Source organism: Gordonia sp. NPDC003425 (assembly GCF_053588635.1).
Genome location: NZ_JBSFQI010000005.1, coordinates 201,681 through 219,096 on the forward strand (window position 1 = coordinate 201,681; position 17,416 = coordinate 219,096).

General features: G+C 67.5%; 18 protein-coding genes. 8 read left to right on the forward strand and 10 right to left on the reverse strand.

Going from position 1 to position 17,416, the window contains the following annotated elements:
• Window positions 1-30: 30 nt before the first annotated feature.
• The 3 genes from mmsB to ACWDTD_RS08615 are packed head-to-tail and all read right to left on the reverse strand — an operon-like array spanning window position 31 to window position 3,645.
• Window positions 31-900, reverse strand: a complete 870-nt coding sequence (mmsB, locus tag ACWDTD_RS08605) for a 3-hydroxyisobutyrate dehydrogenase (protein ID WP_449746677.1) — start codon at window positions 898-900, stop codon at window positions 31-33.
• 35 nt (window positions 901-935) lie between these two features.
• Window positions 936-2,099, reverse strand: a complete 1,164-nt coding sequence (locus tag ACWDTD_RS08610; RefSeq protein WP_449746678.1) for an acyl-CoA dehydrogenase family protein — start codon at window positions 2,097-2,099, stop codon at window positions 936-938.
• 7 nt (window positions 2,100-2,106) lie between these two features.
• A complete protein-coding gene (locus tag ACWDTD_RS08615; RefSeq protein WP_449746679.1) occupies window positions 2,107-3,645 on the reverse strand; it encodes a CoA-acylating methylmalonate-semialdehyde dehydrogenase in 1,539 nt (512 codons plus the stop codon).
• A gap of 202 nt (window positions 3,646-3,847) precedes the next feature.
• Here ACWDTD_RS08615 and ACWDTD_RS08620 point away from each other — a divergent pair, with 202 nt between their 5' ends.
• Complete coding sequence (locus ACWDTD_RS08620; protein ID WP_449746680.1) at window positions 3,848-4,306, forward strand: flavodoxin domain-containing protein; 459 nt, start codon at window positions 3,848-3,850, stop codon at window positions 4,304-4,306.
• Between the two features lie 5 nt (window positions 4,307-4,311).
• On the opposite strand, the gene ACWDTD_RS08625 is transcribed toward ACWDTD_RS08620, so the two are convergent.
• Both ACWDTD_RS08625 and ACWDTD_RS08630 read right to left on the reverse strand, forming a co-directional pair.
• Window positions 4,312-5,187, reverse strand: a complete 876-nt coding sequence (locus tag ACWDTD_RS08625) for a DMT family transporter (RefSeq protein ID WP_449746681.1) — start codon at window positions 5,185-5,187, stop codon at window positions 4,312-4,314.
• A gap of 97 nt (window positions 5,188-5,284) precedes the next feature.
• Window positions 5,285-5,815 (reverse strand): DoxX family protein, encoded by a 531-nt coding sequence (locus ACWDTD_RS08630; protein ID WP_449746682.1) that lies wholly within the window; start codon window positions 5,813-5,815, stop codon window positions 5,285-5,287.
• Window positions 5,816-5,961: 146 nt separating this feature from the next.
• Here ACWDTD_RS08630 and ACWDTD_RS08635 point away from each other — a divergent pair, with 146 nt between their 5' ends.
• From ACWDTD_RS08635 to ACWDTD_RS08650, 4 genes are all read left to right on the forward strand, one after another.
• Window positions 5,962-6,264: a hypothetical protein gene (locus ACWDTD_RS08635; RefSeq protein ID WP_449746683.1), complete on the forward strand. Its 303-nt coding sequence runs from the start codon at window positions 5,962-5,964 to the stop codon at window positions 6,262-6,264.
• Window positions 6,261-6,755: a SixA phosphatase family protein gene (locus tag ACWDTD_RS08640; RefSeq protein ID WP_449746684.1), complete on the forward strand. Its 495-nt coding sequence runs from the start codon at window positions 6,261-6,263 to the stop codon at window positions 6,753-6,755. The genes ACWDTD_RS08635 and ACWDTD_RS08640 overlap by 4 nt, the downstream gene beginning before the upstream one ends.
• A gap of 160 nt (window positions 6,756-6,915) precedes the next feature.
• Complete coding sequence (locus ACWDTD_RS08645; RefSeq protein ID WP_449746685.1) at window positions 6,916-7,278, forward strand: ArsR/SmtB family transcription factor; 363 nt, start codon at window positions 6,916-6,918, stop codon at window positions 7,276-7,278.
• A gap of 74 nt (window positions 7,279-7,352) precedes the next feature.
• Entirely contained in the window at window positions 7,353-8,969 is a 1,617-nt protein-coding gene (locus ACWDTD_RS08650; RefSeq protein WP_449746764.1) for a SulP family inorganic anion transporter, read from the forward strand.
• A 19-nt stretch (window positions 8,970-8,988) separates the two neighbouring features.
• On the opposite strand, the gene ACWDTD_RS08655 is transcribed toward ACWDTD_RS08650, so the two are convergent.
• The 5 genes from ACWDTD_RS08655 to ACWDTD_RS08675 form a co-directional block, all read right to left on the reverse strand.
• On the reverse strand, window positions 8,989-10,002 hold the full coding sequence (locus ACWDTD_RS08655) for an esterase/lipase family protein (RefSeq protein WP_449746686.1): 1,014 nt from the start codon (window positions 10,000-10,002) through the stop codon (window positions 8,989-8,991).
• Between the two features lie 42 nt (window positions 10,003-10,044).
• Window positions 10,045-11,283 carry a Y-family DNA polymerase gene (locus tag ACWDTD_RS08660; protein ID WP_449746687.1) on the reverse strand — a complete coding sequence of 413 codons (1,239 nt, stop codon included), beginning with the start codon at window positions 11,281-11,283 and terminating at the stop codon, window positions 10,045-10,047.
• Between the two features lie 91 nt (window positions 11,284-11,374).
• Complete coding sequence (locus tag ACWDTD_RS08665; protein WP_449746688.1) at window positions 11,375-12,106, reverse strand: hypothetical protein; 732 nt, start codon at window positions 12,104-12,106, stop codon at window positions 11,375-11,377.
• A 239-nt stretch (window positions 12,107-12,345) separates the two neighbouring features.
• Window positions 12,346-13,146 (reverse strand): carbon-nitrogen hydrolase family protein, encoded by an 801-nt coding sequence (locus ACWDTD_RS08670; protein ID WP_449746689.1) that lies wholly within the window; start codon window positions 13,144-13,146, stop codon window positions 12,346-12,348.
• A gap of 4 nt (window positions 13,147-13,150) precedes the next feature.
• On the reverse strand, window positions 13,151-14,842 hold the full coding sequence (locus tag ACWDTD_RS08675) for a flavin monoamine oxidase family protein (RefSeq protein ID WP_449746690.1): 1,692 nt from the start codon (window positions 14,840-14,842) through the stop codon (window positions 13,151-13,153).
• Window positions 14,843-14,861: 19 nt separating this feature from the next.
• Between ACWDTD_RS08675 and ACWDTD_RS08680 the strand changes: the two genes are divergently transcribed.
• From ACWDTD_RS08680 to ACWDTD_RS08690, 3 genes are all read left to right on the forward strand, one after another.
• Window positions 14,862-15,062 (forward strand): hypothetical protein, encoded by a 201-nt coding sequence (locus ACWDTD_RS08680; protein WP_449746691.1) that lies wholly within the window; start codon window positions 14,862-14,864, stop codon window positions 15,060-15,062.
• A 176-nt stretch (window positions 15,063-15,238) separates the two neighbouring features.
• Entirely contained in the window at window positions 15,239-16,642 is a 1,404-nt protein-coding gene (locus ACWDTD_RS08685; RefSeq protein WP_449746765.1) for a PepSY-associated TM helix domain-containing protein, read from the forward strand.
• Window positions 16,639-17,412, forward strand: a complete 774-nt coding sequence (locus tag ACWDTD_RS08690; protein WP_449746692.1) for a DUF5134 domain-containing protein — start codon at window positions 16,639-16,641, stop codon at window positions 17,410-17,412. Before ACWDTD_RS08685 ends, ACWDTD_RS08690 begins: the two co-directional genes overlap by 4 nt.
• Window positions 17,413-17,416 lie beyond the last annotated feature (4 nt).

Below are 17,416 nucleotides of genomic sequence, written 5' to 3' on the forward strand. Positions count from 1 at the left end.
GCGACGCACAACGCATCGTGATGGCGGACGTCAGCGCAGGTCGTCGATGATGGCGCTGAAATCGAGGTCGCCGTGGCGTCCGGCGAATGAGCTGTACAGCTGCGCCGCATGCGTGCCCAGCGGGGCCCGCGACCCGGTGTCGGCGATCGCGTCGAGCGCGAGTCCGAGATCCTTGTTCATCAACGCGGCCGCGAATCCCGGCCGGAACCCGTTGTTGGCCGGACTGGTCGGCACCGGACCGGGCACCGGGCAGTTGGTTTCGACGGCCCAGCAGTTGCCGGTGGCTCCGGTGATGACGTCGTAGAGCGCCTGATCGGAGAGGCCGAGTCGCTCGGCGAGCACGAACGCCTCGCCGACGGCGATCTGCTGCACGGCCAGCACCATGTTGTTGCACACCTTGGCGGCCTGTCCGGCCCCGCTGTCACCGCAGTGGATGATCTTGCCCGCCATGGGTTCCAGTGCCGAACGTGCGTGCAGGAACGCTTCTTCGGTGCCACCCACCATGAAGGCCAGCGTGCCCGCGGTGGCACCCTTCACCCCGCCGGAGACCGGTGCATCGAGTTGCGCGAACCCGCGTTCGCTCGCGCGTGCGTTGATCTCGCGCGCATCGGCCACCGAGATCGTCGAACTGTCGATGAACAACGCGCCGGTGGCCGACGCGGGCAGGACCTCGTCGTAGCAGCGTTTCACCACGCCCCCGTTGGGCAGCATGGTGACGATCACCTCGGCCACGGCCACCGCCTCCACGGCGCTCGGGAAGGTGTCCACTCCCGCGGCCTGCGCGGCCTTCACCGCCTCGGGTACCGGATCGAATCCGTGCACGGTGTGCCCGGCCTTGACCAGGTTGGCGGCCATCGGGCCACCCATGTTGCCGAGTCCGAGGAAAGCGATCGTCGTCATTGTCGAATCTCCACCTTGTCGATTGCTCGAGGAATTCAGTTGCCGTGCCGCGCGGCGATGGAACGTCCCACCACGACCCGCATGATCTCGTTGGTCCCTTCCAGGATGCGGTGTACGCGCAGATCCCGGACGATTTTCTCGATTCCGTACTCCGTCAGGTATCCGTAGCCGCCGTGCAATTGCAACGCCTGGTCGGCGACGGTAAAGCATGCGTCGGTCACGTAGCGCTTGGCCATCGCGCACTGCTCCACCTTGTCGGACGCCCCGGCATCGAGCGCTCCGGCCGCATGCCAGAGCATCAGCCGCGAGGTCTGTAGCGCCGTCGCCATGTCGGCGAGCGTGAACCGGATGGTGGGTTCGTCGATGAGGTTGGACCCGAACGCCTTTCGTGACGCGACGTACTCGGCGGCCTTGTCGAAGGCCGCCTGCGCACCACCGAGCGACGACGCCGCGATGTTGAGCCGCCCACCGTTGAGGCCGTTCATCGCGATACCGAACCCGATACCCTCCGTGCCGCCGAGCAGGTTGGCCGCGGGCACCCGCACCTCATCGAGGATCACCTGAGCGGTGGGCTGGGCATGCCAACCCATCTTGTGCTCCTGCGCACCGAAACTCAGCCCCGCAGACTCTTTTTCGACGAGGAAGGTGGAGATCCCCTTCGGTCCGGAGTCACCGGTGCGGGCCATGATCACATACAGATCCGACGAGCCGGCCCCGGAGATGAACTGCTTCACCCCGGTGAGGACGTAGTCGTCACCGACCCGCTCGGCCCGGGTCGCCAGCGCCGCCGCATCCGACCCGGCACCGGGCTCGGTGAGGCAGTAGCTGGCCACCGTGGTCATGTCGGCCAACCGCGGAACCCACTGTGCGCGTTGTTCGTCGGTGCCGTAGGCGTCGACCATCCAGGTGCACATGTTGTGGATGGACAGGAACGCGGCCACCGCCGGGTCGGCGTAGGCGAGCTGCTCGAAGATGCGCACCCCGTCCAGCCTGCGCAGGCCACTACCGCCGACATCCTCGGAACAGTAGATGGCCCCCATGCCGAGTTGCGCGGCCTCGCGCAACTCGGCGACCGGGAAGTGATTCTCGGCATCCCACGCGAGCGCGTGAGGGGCAAGACGTTTGGCGGCGAAATCGGATGCGGTCTCGACGATGACGCGTTCGTCGGAGTCGAGGCGGGTGTCGGCGAAGGTTGTCATACCCTCCTCATTCCATGGTCGGAATCACGAACTCGGCGCCGTCCTTGATGCCCGACGGCCACCGCGAGGTGACCGTCTTGGTCTTGGTGTAGAACTGGATCGAACTCGGTCCGTGCTGGTTGAGGTCACCGAAGCCCGACCGCTTCCAGCCGCCGAAGGTGTAGTAGGCCACCGGAACCGGGATCGGCACGTTGACACCCACCATGCCGACGTCGACGCGGGCGGTGAAGTCGCGGGCGGCGTCGCCGTCCTGGGTGAAGATCGCCACGCCGTTGCCGTACTGGTGATCCGACGCCAGCGCCAGCGCCTCCTCGTAGTCGTGGGCGCGGACGATCGAGAGGACCGGGCCGAAGATCTCGTCGGTGTAGATGGACATGTCCTTGGTGACGTGATCAAACAGGGTGGGCCCGACGTAGAAGCCGTTGGACAGGTCGTCATCCCCGTAGGCCTGTTCGTCGCTGCCGCGTTCACGGCCATCGATGACGAGTTCGGCGCCCTCGTCGACGCCCTTGCCGATGTAGCCCTTGACGCGTTCGAGGGCGGCGGCGGTGACCAGGGGGCCGTAGTCGGCCTTCGGATCGAGACTGTGGCCCACCCGCAGACCGTTGACCTTGTCGATGAGCTTGGCACGCAGGCGTTCCGCCGTCTGCTCGCCCACCGGCACGGCGACGCTGATCGCCATGCACCGTTCGCCCGCGCTCCCGTACCCTGCACCGATCAACGCGTCGGCGGCCTGATCGAGGTCGGCGTCGGGCAGGATGATCATGTGGTTCTTCGCGCCACCGAAGCACTGTGAGCGCTTTCCGTTGGCGGCCGCGGTGGAGTAGATGTACTGCGCGATGTCGGAGCTTCCGACAAAGCCGAGCGCCTTGACGTCGCGATGGGCGAGCAGGGCGTCGACGGCTTCCTTGTCGCCGTGCACCACCTGGAACACGCCGTCGGGAAGCCCTGCCTGCGTGAACAATTCGGCGAGACGGACCGGCACCGACGGATCTCGTTCGCTGGGTTTGAGGATGAAGGCGTTGCCGCAGGCCAATGCCGGACCGGCCTTCCACAGGGGGATCATCGCCGGGAAGTTGAACGGCGTGATGCCGGCCACCACACCGAGTGGTTGCCGGATGGAGTGCACGTCGATACCGGAGCCGGCGCCCTCGGTGAACTCACCCTTGATCAGATGCGGTATGCCGATGGCGAATTCGATCACCTCGATGCCGCGCTGGATGTCGCCGAGGGCATCGGCGTGGGTCTTGCCGTGTTCGAGGGAGAGGGTGGTGGCGATCTCGTCGGCATTCTGGTTGACCAGGTCGACGAAGCGCATCAGGACACGCGCCCGCCGCTGCGGATTCCATGCGGCCCACTCCCGCTGCGCGCGCACCGCGGTCGACACAGCGTCAGCGACTTCGGCAGTGCTCGCCAGCGGGACCGTCGCCGCGACGGCACCGGTGCTCGGATTGAACACATCGGCGAACCGGCCATCGGTGGCCGGCACCCGCGCGCCGTCGAGGTAGTGCGGAATGGACGGAACGGAAGCGGGAACTGCGGTCACCGGTGATCACCTGTTTCAGGGGTTGGACGTCGAATCATGTCAAATACTAGGATATCCAAGTAAATCTGTAAACGGTCCCCTCTCGCCGGGACACCGTCCTCGAGGCGGCCGAGGCGTGAGTTAGGCTAGCCTTGCCTCGTACCGCGCTCAGGTGGTTCGCCCACCGACAGCGGTGAGATCAACAGCAGCAAAGGAGTCCAGCGTGTCCGTCGTCATCCTCTACGGCACCGAGACCGGAAACGGTGAACTCGTCGCCGACGCCATCGCCGACGTGCTGGCCGTCGACCACGATCCGTCGATCTACGACATGAGCGAATTCGCCGCGGAGGATCTCGATCCCGCGGACTTCGTGATCCTGGTGTGCTCGACCTACGGCGAAGGTGAGTTGCCCACCGGGGCCGAACCGTTTGCCGACGATCTCACCGACACCGATCCCGATCTCACCGGACTGCGTTTCGCGATCTTCGGGCTCGGCGATTCCATTTACGGCGAGACGTTCAACCGCGGCGGCGAGATCATCGCCGAGATGTTCACCATCCGCGGCGCCACCAGGGTCGGTGAGCACTTCCGCCACGACAACTCGTCGAGGATCAAGCCGGCGACTGCCGCCACCGAGTGGGCGACCGCGCTGAGTCCGGCCATCGAGGCCGTCAACGCCTGACCGGTTCAGGCGATCCGCTTGAGCCGCGCGACCGTCGTCGCGGAGTCATCGTCGGTGACCGGCGATCCCTGGCCGCGCACCGCTGCCATCTTGGCCAGTTCGATCACCGACCGGATCATCAGCGCGAGCACGATGCCGAGGAACATCGCCGTCGGTACGGACACCTTGAGGTTCTCCCCGAGCAGGATGACGCCGAGTGCCATCGCCACCGCGGGCTCCATCACATTCATCGCCGGGAACGACGTCTGCAGGTCGCCGGCACCGAAACCCTTCTGCTGCGCGATGACCGCCGCGGTCGCGACGAACGCGAGAAGGTAGACCTCCGGCTTGGTGAACGTGTGCGCGAAATGGTGGGTCATCTGATAGATCACGGTCTTGACCAGCAGCGCCGACACACCGAACAGCGTGCCCGACGCCAGTCCGTAGAACAGCGCCTTGTAGTGCGGGCTGGAGCGTTCGGCGACGGCCACACATGCCAGGATCACGCCGGCCACCGCCACCACCGTCGCCCACATCACGAGATCGTGCGGGCGCCGCGCCGACGGCTCGGGCCGGGCGATCAGCAGGAAGGTCACGACGCAGGCGACGAGCACCGCGCCCCACGCCCACTCCTTGGCCGCCGGATGGCGGCGATCGGCCCACGCCTCAAAGGGGAGCGCGAAGAGCACGGCGAGCACCACGAGGGGCTGCACCAGCAGAATCGATCCCAGCCCGAGCGCCGACGCCTGCAGCGCAAATCCACACAGCGCGATCCCCGCACCGACCCACCATCCCCTGGTGATGGCTCCCGACGCCCGCGAGGCACGCTGCCGAAGCACCGTGCCCGAGGCGATCAGCAGCGCCGCGAGAATCGCGAGCAGCGCGGGAAGCCAGGAATGCACGCGACCAGGCTAGCCCGTCGCCCTCGGAGAATCCTGATAGACGAGCACCCTGCCGGGCAGCACCCCGGGTGAACGGGCGAATCCGACGGCGGCGAGGTCAGACCGCGCGGGCGGCGAGCGCCTTCTTGCGCCGACCGAGAACACCGACCGCCCCGAGCGTCGCTGCGCCGAGTGCGGCGACACCGATGCCCGCGGTGTTGATCTTGCGTCCCACCGCGGCGTCGATCGAGTACCTGCCCGGACCGGTCAGCGCCAGCGCGGCCGAGGCGAGACCGAGGACGGCCGGATACTCGAATCCGCCCTCCTGAGCGAAGAATCCGCTGGGCCGGTGCACATCGGCCGCCGCGAGCATCGCCGCACTTCCGGCGGCCGCCGCGAGACGTGTCCCGGCACCCAGCGCAACCAGGCCGCCCGCGGCCTCACTGGCCCCGGCCGCCAACGCCGAGGTGCGGGCGGGCTCGAAGCCCATCTGCTGCATGCCCGCGGTGGTTCCCTCCAGGCCATGCCCGCCGAACCAGCCCGCGAGCTTTTGGGTGCCGTGCGCGAACAGTGTGGCTCCCACCGCCAGTCGCAGCGTGAGCAGACCGGCGTCGAGTGCCTTGGAACTTGTCGAGTCATTGGATGCCATGAAATTGGACCGTAGTCCGCTTAGCCGTCGGAATGCCAACCAACAAGGGGAAGATGTGAGTGAACAGACACCCGGTGGCACCGCGGACCCGGACCACCCCGGCGTGGGTGCACCCGGGAGCCGATGGGGCGTCGTAGCGTGAAGACATGAGGTTCCGGTCCGACTTCGAACGGCTCGCCACCCTCGACGCCGAGACGATCGCGCGCGTGCTCGACGAGCGGCGCACCGACACCGCGGCGCTGATGTCGATCGTGACCGACTGTCTCGACGAGTCGCTCGACCTCGACGCGGAAGCCGACGAGGCCGAGTGCCGCGACGACACCGACCGTGCCGCCTACCTGCGCCAGGAGGCATCCGCGTGGCGGGCAACGGTCACCGCGCTGCGCCGGGTGATGGTCCATCGGTCGACGGCAACCCCTGTCGATGGCAACCGCCGGGGCGTCGCATGAGCGAACACCCGCGCACTCTCGTGCTGCTGCGGCACGGCAAGTCGGGGTATCCCGCGGGGGTGCCCGACCATGATCGGCCGCTGGCCGAACGCGGACGACGTGAGGCGGCGCTGGCCGGCCAGTGGATGCGCGACGAGGGTCTCGTCGTCGACGCGATCCTCTGCTCCAGCGCGACCCGCACCCGGCAAACCCTCGAGCGCACCGGGATCACGGCGCCGACCACTTTTCTCGACGAGATCTACGGCGGCACCCCCGACGACATCCTGGAGGCGCTGCGTGTTCACGCGCCCGCCGGCGCGAGCACGCTGCTGGTGGTGGGACATGAGCCCGGGATGCCGGACACGGCGCTCTCCCTCGACCCCGACGCAACCATCGAACGGTTCCCGACCTCGGCGTACGCGGTCGTGGCGGTGGGTACCCCGTGGGCCGAGATCGGGCTCACACCCGATCCCGGTGCACGTCTGTTCGGCGTGCGAATCCCCAGGGCATGACCGTGCCGCCCCGCCGCCTCACGCCCACCCCGCCGGACTGAGGAAAGAGCTCGGTAGCAACTCGGAAGTCGTTGCGCTACCATCACGATTGCGTAATTGCGTAATCCATGAATCCATGGGTTGCCTCACCCCGATCGCCGTCAGCGAGGAAGATTCCGCAATGTCAGACAACTGGCCGCAGCCGCTCTACGAGATCAAGGCGAATCTGTTCAAGGGACTCGCCCACCCCGTTCGTATCCGGGTGCTCGAGATCATCTCCTCCAACGAGGAGCCGACGCCGGTGAGCGAACTGCTCCGCGTCACTGGCATCGAAGCCACCACGATATCGCAGCATTTGGCCGTCCTCAAGCGCCACCGCGTGGTGCGCAGCCGTCGGGTCGGAAACGCGGTGTTCTACGAACTGGCCAACCCCAAGGTGGCCGACCTTCTCGTGATCGCGCGGTCATTCCTCGGCGACACACTCGGCGTCGCCCGTGACCAGCTCGACGCCATGTGGGCGCTGCCCCCCGTGACACCGCGGTGAGCGCCGGACATCCCCCGATCGCACGCAGACTCCCCGGCCATCTCCGGTCGCTCCATCCGGAGCGACTCGCATCGCTGCTGCCCGGCCGCTCTGACTACGCCGGACTTCGCCGGACGTGGAAGGGCGACATCCTCGCGGGCATCACCGTCGGCGTGGTCGCGCTCCCCCTCGCGCTGGCGTTCGGCATCAGTTCGGGAGTCGGCGCCGCCGCGGGTCTGATCACCGCGGTGATCGCCGGCCTCGTCGCCGCGATCTTCGGCGGTTCACACGTTCAGGTGTCGGGTCCCACGGGCGCGATGGCAGTGATCCTCGCGCCGATCGTCGCCCAGCACGGCATCGGATCGATCGCGTTGGTCACGGTGTTGGCCGGGCTCATCGTGCTCATCGCGGGCGTGGTGGGTCTCGGTCGGGCCGTCACCTTCATCCCGTGGCCGGTCATCGAGGGATTCACCCTCGGCATCGCGATCATCATCTTTTTGCAACAGGTACCCGCGGCGTTCGGCGCGAAAGCCCCGGCCGGGGAGCGCACGCTTCCCGCCGCGATCGACGTGGTGGCGCACGCCGACTGGGCGGTCGCGGCCCGCACGCTGGGTGTGGTTGCCCTCATCGCAGTGCTGATGGTGGTCCTTCCGCGCATCCATCGCGCGATCCCGGAGTCGCTGACCGCGGTCATCGTCGCCACCCTTGTGGTGCAGTTCGGGCACATCGATGTGACGCGCATTGGTGAGTTGCCCTCGCACCTGCCCGCACCCACGCTGCCGCACGCGGATCCCGCGGCGATGAAGTCGCTGCTCGGCGCGGCACTGGCGATCGCCGCACTCGCCGCCATCGAGTCACTGCTCTCCGCACGCGTGGCGGCCACCATGTCGCCCACCGGCCCGTACGATCCCGACCGCGAACTGAGCGGGCAGGGTCTGGCCTCGGTGGCGTCGGGACTGTTCGGCGGTATGCCGGCCACCGGTGCCATCGCCCGCACCGCGGTCAACGTCCGGTCCGGTGCGCGCACCCGCGTCTCGGCGATCGTGCACTCGGTGTTCCTGCTCGGCGTCGTCTATCTGGCCACCGGCCCGGTGTCGCAGATCCCGCTCGCCGCACTCGCCGGCGTGCTGATGGTGACCTGCTTCCGGATGATCTCGGCGTCGACCGTCGTCAAGATCATGCGCTCCACGCGCTCCGACGCCGTCATCTTCGTCATCACCGCCATCATCACCGTGTGCTTCGACCTGATCGAGGCCGTGCAGATCGGCATCGTGGTGGCCGCGTTCTTCGCACTGCGGCAGGTGGCCAAGCGCTCGAGCGTCACCCGTGAACCGCTGCCCGGCGAACCGCAGCCCGGCGACGACCGGATTGCGTTGCTCCGCCTCGACGGGGCGATGTTCTTCGGTGCCGCCGAACGCATCTCGTCGGCGATGCAATCCGACGCGGGACATCCCGCGGTGGAGGTGGTGATCATCCGGATGTCACATCTGGGCATGCTGGACGCGACCGGAGCACACACGCTGGAGGAGATCGTCAGCGACCTGGAGTCGCGCGGAATCACCGTGATCATCAAGGGCGTACAGGCAGAGCATCTTCGGCTGCTCGAAGGTGTCGGCGTGATCGACGCCCTACGTCACGAGAATCATCTGATGGATTCCCTCGACGACGCGGTGGCCCACGCCCGCGAGCACCTCGTCGCGGCGCCGCACTGACTCGGCTGCCCCGGGCCGCTCAGCCGCCGGTGAACGGAGCCACCGCGACGCACGGCACCGGCCGCGGGTGCGCGGGATCGAGCGCGTTGAGAACGAGCGCTGCTGCGCGCCGGTCATAGACCAGTGACAGATGATCGGAATGATCGGCCGCGCACCCGTCCTGCACGGTGATGTTGGTGACATCGGTGCCGGGCGGTCCGGGCAGCAGACCGTCGGTGTAGTGCGCGTTGACCTCGTCGTAGCGGGTCACGATGTTGGTGTAGCGGATGCCGCGTTGGTACGGGCTGGGTACGCGCACCGCGTCGTGGAAGTCGGTGCCCGCCGGCGGCGGCGTACACCCGGCACACGTGGGGTCGGCCCGCCGCTGTCGGCCCAGCCGATCCTTGAGCGCGCCGATCACGTCGCTGCGGGTGTCGCCGAGATCATGTCCCTGCCGCCAATAGGGCGCCAGGGACACGTAATGGGCCACCCTGGGAGCGCCGCCGTAGTATTTCATCCAGTACACACCGACCTCGGTACCCAGCGAATGGCTGACGATGTTTACCTGGTCGGCGCCCGTCTCCCGCAGCACCTTGTCGACGAATTCCTTTACTTGCCAAGCACTCTCGGTCTTGTAGTCGAGCCCGCCCACCGCCGACGCCGGCCACGACGCGCCCAGCGGGGTGTAGGTGGGCGCGAACACGCAGTAACCCTCGTCGTGCAGGACCGGTGCCAGCCCCGCCCAGTTGGTCTGTCTGCCCCCGCCCACACCGTGCAACAGGACGACCGGCCGCGGGTGTTGGGGCGTCGGCCGGCACCCGAAGTCGTTGGTGCCGGCCAGGGAGCCACCCGGATTCGCGAGTTCGGCGCCGGTCCCGTCGCCCGAGTCGCGGGCGACCGGCGGCGCGGCGGGCGCGGCGGACGCCACCGCGGGACCGCCGACGATGGTCAACAAGGCGGGGGTCAAGGAGGCGGGGGTCAACAAGGCGAGGGTCAACAAGGCGAGGGCAGCGATCACTCCTGCCCGCCACCGCTGGTTCACGTTGACCCGCATCTGATTCTCCTCATCCGGCGCCGCCGGACGGCCGGCGGTCTCCTAGTCCGCTGTCACGTGCGTGGATTCGTCCACCGGCACGAGATCGAGCCGCACGCCGAGCAACCGCACCGGGCGGTCGGCCTCGAATCGGGCCAGCAGATCGGCCACCACCGGATCGATCTCGTCCGCATCGGTGGTCGGTGCGGGCAGCTTACGCGACTTGGTCCGCGTGTAGAAGGTCGACGTGCGTACGGTGACCGCAACGCGAAAGGCTACCCGGCCCTCCCCGACCACCTGCGCCAGCAGCTCCTCGGTCAGTTCCGCTGCTGCCGAGAGCTTCTCGTCGGTTGTGACGAGATCGACGGGGAACGTGCGCGACTTGGAATGCGATCGCGCTTCCCACGGCTCCACCGTGATCGTCGCATCTCCCCCGCCGCGGCACAGCACATACAGCCAGTTGCCCTGATGCGGTCCGAACACCTCGATCAACCGCTCGCGCGGCGTCGCGATGAGTTCGCGGACGGTGGAGATACCTCGTGCGGTGAGCTTGTCCGCCGTCTTGGGACCCACGCTCCACAGTTCGCGGGTGGGACGATCTGCCATCAGTGCCAGCCAGTTGCGGTTGTCGAGCAGGAACACCTTGTCGGGCAGCGGCGCCACCGGAATCACGGATTGCCGTTCGGCGCCCTGCGGTAGCCGGTCGGGCTTCTTCGCGAACTCGGTGGCCATCTTCGCCCGCTGCTTGTTGTCGCTGATCCCGAGCGAACAGTCGAGGCCGGTCGCGCCGATCACCGCCGCGCGCATCCGGGCGGCGAGGTCGAGGATCTCGCGGTCACCGACCTCGTGTTCCCCGGCCCTGTGTTCCCCGACCTCATGTCCCCCGACCTCATGTCCACCGTCACGCCCGGGGCCGAGCTCTTCCACCCGCCCGATTTCCCCGACACCGATGTAGGCCTCGTCCCAGCCCCAGACCTCCACCGGATGGCTCAGTCCGCGAACGGCATCCATCACCTCCGCCGAGGCGGCATCGTAGGCGTCGGTGTCCAGCGGTAGATACACGGCGTCGCTCATCTTGCGGTATGCCGAGCGCAGCGGCATCCCGGCACGCACCCCTTCGGCGCGAGCCTCGTAGGAAGCGCAGGTGACCACCTTGCGGGGTTCGGTGGGATCGCCGTTCCCGCCGACGATCACCGGCACTCCCACGAGTTCGGGACTCCGAAGTCGTTCCACCGACACCTGGAACTGATCGAGGTCGATGTGCAGAAGCCACCGGAACCGTCGAGCAGCGGACGAGTTCACCCCACGAGACTACGTCCACCGGCGCACCAACAGCAGCGGCTCGGACCGGCGGATGAATACCGCCGGCCCGAGCCGTCCCCTCGTGCCGATCTCAGGTGGCCGACGCAATCCGCAGTGACGACACATCGAGCCCGACGTGCAGGCACGATGTTCGCAACGCGTGCGGGTTGTATCGCACGATCGACAGGTCTACGCCCTGCTCGTCGTCGGGGCCATCCGGGTCGCTTCCCCATCGGGTCGCGTCGGGAAGGGCGAAGAAGTGACTCGCCTTGCCGATGTAGATCGCCAGGAGTTGCCGATGCACGGGGTCGAACCCCTCGAGCGCATGGGCGAATACACGTCCGATCAGCGCCTTGTCGCGGTGCAACGGTGGCGGCACCAGATTCAGTCGTCGCGACGCGGTTCCGCAGTTGGTCGGGTCGGTCAGCACATGGAGAGCGACGAACAGGAAGGCCAACGCCACCAGGTCGACCTTGAACTCGTCACCGGACCGCCGGAAGTCCACCATCAGGCTGTGCGCTGCCCGCACCGTGAGACCGCCCTGAGACAGCGCGAATTGATCTGCCGCGCAACGGTCTTCACCGATCGCATCGATCAGCTGCCCGATCATCGCATCGAGGGTGCGATCATGGCGTTCGACGGCATCGTCGAGTCCGCGCAGGGTCTCGTCGACCAGCGCGAATCGCTCCGGACTGCCGCGCAGCAACTCGAGGCCGGGTAACACGATGGCCTTTTCGATCTCGATGGCCTCGATGAGAGGCGCGGGCCGGAGAAAGTGGGCTTCACGGCGCGCGGGAACGTTGATCTGCGCTAGCTCGGTCACATCATCCTCGTTTCGCCTCGACTACCACATGGGACACGAATCACGTTGGCGAAGAGGGATTCTCGCGACCGGGACGGCAACGTGGACATACCACGCCTACGGTAACGAACTCCCCCCACCGCGAGCTACTCACGAGTAGCTTACTGACCCGTAGGTAACGGTAAAGTATGCCGCCGACGTTGTCCACACCGAATCGTGATCCTTGACACATTGATCCGGCGATTCGCGATCGTCCGAGGTCAGTACATCTCGGGGCGCCGATCCGCGAGATACGGGAAGCGCCGCCGGGATTCGGCGATTTCGGCGCGGCGGATCTCGGCGATCACGAGTTCGGGTTCGCGCCCGGCACGCGCGAGCACCATCCCATCGGGACCGATCAACTCACTCAGCCCGCCGTACGCCAGATCGCCCTCGGTGCCGCAGTAGTTCGCGTACGCGACGGCGATCTGGTTCTCCAGTCCGCGGGCGGGTAGCAAAATGGTCTGCACCGCGTCGTATTCGGGCATGTTTGCCGTCGGCACGCACAGTACGTCGATGCCGTCGACAGCGAGTCGTCGCGCGAGTTCGGGGAACTCCACCTCGTAACAGATGAGCAGGCCGAGCGACCATCCGTCGAGGTCGACCACCGCTGGCGGCTCTGCTCCGGCGCTCACCGCAGCGCGGTCGATCTCACCGAACAGCTGGGTTTTGTGGTGGGCGGCGAGTTGCCGCCCGGACGCGTCGACCAGGCGGACGGTGTTGTAGACGTGATCATCCGCGCTCAACTCGGCGCAGCCGTAGAGGATCGCAATGCCGGTTCGCCGCGCGATCCCGGACACCGCGTCGGCCAGCGGGCCGCCCGACACGGGGTCGGCGAGTCGGCGCGCGGTGGCCGCATCGATGTTGTAGCCGGTGGCGAACATCTCCGGGGTGATGAGCAGATCGGCTCCCTCGGCGGCGGAGTCGACCGCCGCGGCCTCGAGCCTGCCGAGGTTTCCATCGACGTCGTCGGGCAGGGATTCGCACTGCAACAGCGCGATACGAAGTGTTTCGGCATTCATGTGATCATTCTCCGATGTCGACGGGCCCGAGGTCGGCGAAGACGTCACCTGGTCCGGGATTGCCCGGGTGACATTGTCCACCAACGTGATTGAGCACTCCCCATACGGCGTTGAGGCCCGTCTGCACCGCACCCTCCACCCAGGCGGGCGTGAACGACACGTCGTCGCCGGCGATGAAGATGCCCCGCTCGGCGTCGGGGAGCCCCTCCTGATTGTGGAAGTGTCCGTACATGCGGGTGTTGTAGCGGTAGTGGCCGGGCAGCGCACCCTTGAACGCGCCCAGGAAGTTGGGGTCGTCCTCCCATGAGACGGTGATCGGCCGCCCCACGATGTGCCCGGCGATGTCGACGTCCGGATAGATCTTGGCCAGCGCCGACAGGGCGAGTTCCACCCTCCGTTCCACCGGATGGGGCAGCACCTTGAGGGCATCGCTCATCCACGTGTACGAGAGGCAGATGACGCCGGGCCGGTCGGGGCCGTTGTCGAACAGGTAGGTGCCGCGGGTGAGACGATCGGTCAACGTCATGCTGAGCACGTCGCGGCCGGTGACGGGATCGGTGTCCTTCCAGAACGGGCGGTCGACCATCACGAAGGTCTTCGACGACTGCATGTAGCGAGTGCGATCCAACGCCATCCAGAGGTCCTGGCTGAACAGCGATTCGTCGCACTCGATCTCGGTGGACAGCAGCCACGCCTGGCAGGTCGCGATCACGGCCGGGAACACGCGGGTGTCGCCCCAGCGGTCGGTGACCTCGATGCGGTCGCGGCCGAGTCGGCGGATGGCGGCGACCCCGGCCTTGGGCACCCCGCTGTGCAGCGACGACAGGCTGGTGCCCACCGGCCAGTGCGCGATGCGGTGGGGTGTGTCGCTCCACAGTCGACGTGGTACCTGTTCGGCGCCGCCGACGATCAGGTACTGATCGCTGTCGCAATTGGTCACCACCACCCGCAGGATCTCGAGCATCGAGTTGGCGAAGTCGGAATCCCATCCGCCGGTGCCGAATCCGACCTGTCCGAACAACTCGCGATGCCGGAACGAGAGTGAGCCGAACTCCTCGGAGGTGGCCAGGAAGTCGTAGAAGCTCCGGTCGTCCCACTGATGAACCAGCTCGTCCCACATCTTCTTCAGGGCCACGGTGTCGCGCGCGCGGATGGCGTCCTGGAGTCCGGAGAAGCCTGCGATGCGTTCGAGCGCGGTGTCCCAGGCGTCGGCGACCTCGCGGTAGATCGGCGGCAGGTCGTCGAGCGTGCGGGCATAGTGTGTGCGGCCGCCGAGATCGACCACGGTGGAGCCCGCAGCCTCGGTCAGCGGGTTGGGAAACGGCTGCGCCCGCAGTCCCAACGAGTCGACGTAGTGGAAGAACGCACGCGAGGAGATCGGGAACCGCATGCCGCCGAGTTCGGCCACCTCCGGTTCGCCCGGGACGAACGGCTCCGACCGCAGTCGGCCGCCGATGCGGTCGGCCTCGTAGACCACCGGTCGTAGTCCGAGCCGCATCAGCTCGTACGCGGCCACCATGCCTGCCATCCCCGCGCCGATGATGGCGACCTCGGTACCCCGCGCGTGCTCGGGCACCGTACCGAGCCCGGAGGGGTGGGTGATCCAGTCGTCGTAGGCGAACGGGAAGTCGGGGCCGTAGATCGTGACGGGAAGATCGGCGAGAGGGCGATCACTGAGTGGGGCGTCGGGCTGCACGGCTCAAGGATATTGGCCCGTGCAGAAGGCCGCCGAGCGTGCCCAGATCTCGATCGAGCGTGCCCACAACCCCGTCGAGCGTGCCCAGATCTCGATCGAGCGTGCCCACATGCGCGTCGGTAACACTCCTCCGGGCACGCTCAACCCGACAGTGGGCACGCTCAACCCGAACCCCGGCGTCACGAGCCGACAGCCACTCTCAGTGGCGCAGGTCACATAGATGGCCGGGAACTGCGCGCTGCGGCCGCTCGACTACTCCTCACGACACCGATGAGCCGCGCCGCGGCGCCGCACCATCACACAGCCGGTCAGACCCGACCTCCGACGAAGGACAACCGACACGTGGTCAACACCAGATCCGAGTCCGCCCATGCCCCGACCGAGCAGCCCAGCGCGATCGACCCGCCCAGCCCGGACAGCGGTTCGGGTCGACGGCCCGCGTCGGCGGCGCAACGCTGGCGTCCGCTTCTGCTGCGGTGGCACTTCTACGCGGGCATTCTCGTGGGCCCCTTCTTGCTGGTCGCGGCGGTCACCGGCTTGCTCTATTCGGTGATTCCACAGATCGACAGAGCCGTGTATTCACACGAACTCACCGTCGACGCGTCAGGCGAGCGCACACTGCCCCTCGGCGAGCAGGTGACCGCCGCGCGCCGGGCCCATCCCGAGGGCACCATCGCCTCGGTCACCCCGGCACCCGGCTCCGGGGACACAACACGCGTGGTGCTGGCCGTCGACGACGTGCCGGCCGACCACAACCGGACCGTGTTCGTCGACCCGTACACGGGAGAGGTTCGCGGTGCGTTGACCACGTTCGGCGAGTGGCTGCCGGTGCGATCGTGGTTCGACGACCTGCACCGCAACCTGCACCTCGGCGTGATCGGCCGCAACTACAGCGAGATCGCCGCCAGTTGGCTCTGGGTGGTGGCGCTCGGCGGGCTGATCCTGTGGATCGGGTACCGGCGCCGAACGCACAAACTCCGCCGACTGCTGGTCCCCGACCGCGATGCCCCGGTCCGTCGACGCCGGCTGAGCTGGCACGGCGCCGTGGGTGTGTGGATCATCGTCGGCTTGCTGGCGCTGTCGGCATCGGGCCTGAGCTGGTCGCGGTACGCCGGTGCGAGCATCGGCGAGTTGCGCACGACGATGTCGTGGACCACCCCGTCGGTGGACACCGACCTGTCGGCAGACACCACACCGTCGCCCGCACACCACGAACACGACTCAGCCACAACAGTATCCGCCCCAACGATGTCCACGTCGGACTGGACGTCGGTCGACGAGACCGCCACGCGATCGGGGTTGCGCGGCCCGATGGTGATCAGCCCGCCCGCCACCGACGGCGCCGCATGGTCGGTGGCCGAGAACAATCGCGGGTACCCGAGCCGCTACGACGCCATCGCCGTCGACCCGCATGACTTCGCGGTCACCGACCGCGTGGACTTCGCGCAGTGGCCGCTCGCCGCCAAGCTCACCTCGTGGGCGATCAGCGCCCACATGGGCCTGTTCGGTGTGGTCAACCAGGCCCTGCTCGCGCTGCTGGCAATCGGATTGATCACCGTGATCGTGCGCGGCTACCTGATGTGGTGGCGGCGACGACCCACCCGTGGCGGCCTGCCCAAGGCCCCCGGGCGCGGCTCGTTGGGGTCGCTGCTGCCCGCCGAGGCCCTCGGGCTGGTTGCGGTGGTCGCGGTGATCGGCTGGTACGCACCATGGTTCGGAATCCCGTTGGCGCTCTTCGTGATCGTCGACACCGCCTGGGGCATCCGGGCGTCACAACGCGCCGTGGGAGGTCTGCGATGATCGAGAACCTCCTGTTGCGGTGGGTCGTCACGATCCTGTTCGCCCTCGCGGCCGCGCAGTGCGTGTACGCCATTGCGCGGCAACGGATGACGTGGCCCGGCTACGTCGGCCACATCCTGCACTTCATCATGTCGGTGGCGATGCTGGTGATGGCCTGGCCGTTCAGCATGAGCTGGCCCACCACCGGTCCCGCGATCTTCTTCGGCATCGCAGCGCTCTGGTTCCTGGTCAGCATGGCGATACCGGCGTCGGCCCGAGGCCACGACTGTGGTTGCGGGGAGATCTGCACGTGCGGCGCCAACTGCGGCTGTGTGCCACCGACCGACTCGGTGTACGGCCGCGGGGTGGCCGTCTACCACGCGCTCATGATGGCCGCGATGTCGTGGATGTATGTGGTGATGAACGGGACTCTGCTGCCGGGCGGGGATCAGGGCATGACCATGGGCGCGGGCGCGACCCGCGTGTTCCTCGCGTTGGGCGACCAGACGCTCGGAAGCGGACGGCTCCTCCTGGCCCACGATCACGGCGACGACGCGACGATGCCGGGCATGGACATGGACATGGGTCACGCCACCCAGCCCGGCTACGTCACGCCGATCAACTGGATCATCACGATCGGGTTCGCGGTGGCCGCGGTGGTGTGGCTGTACCGGTTCTTCGAGCGCCGTCGACGCGCGGGAAACCCCGCCAACGTCATGGCCTTTTCCGGATACCTCTGCCAGGTGTTCATGGCTGCCGGCATGGCGATCATGTTCGGTGTGATGCTCTGAGGCC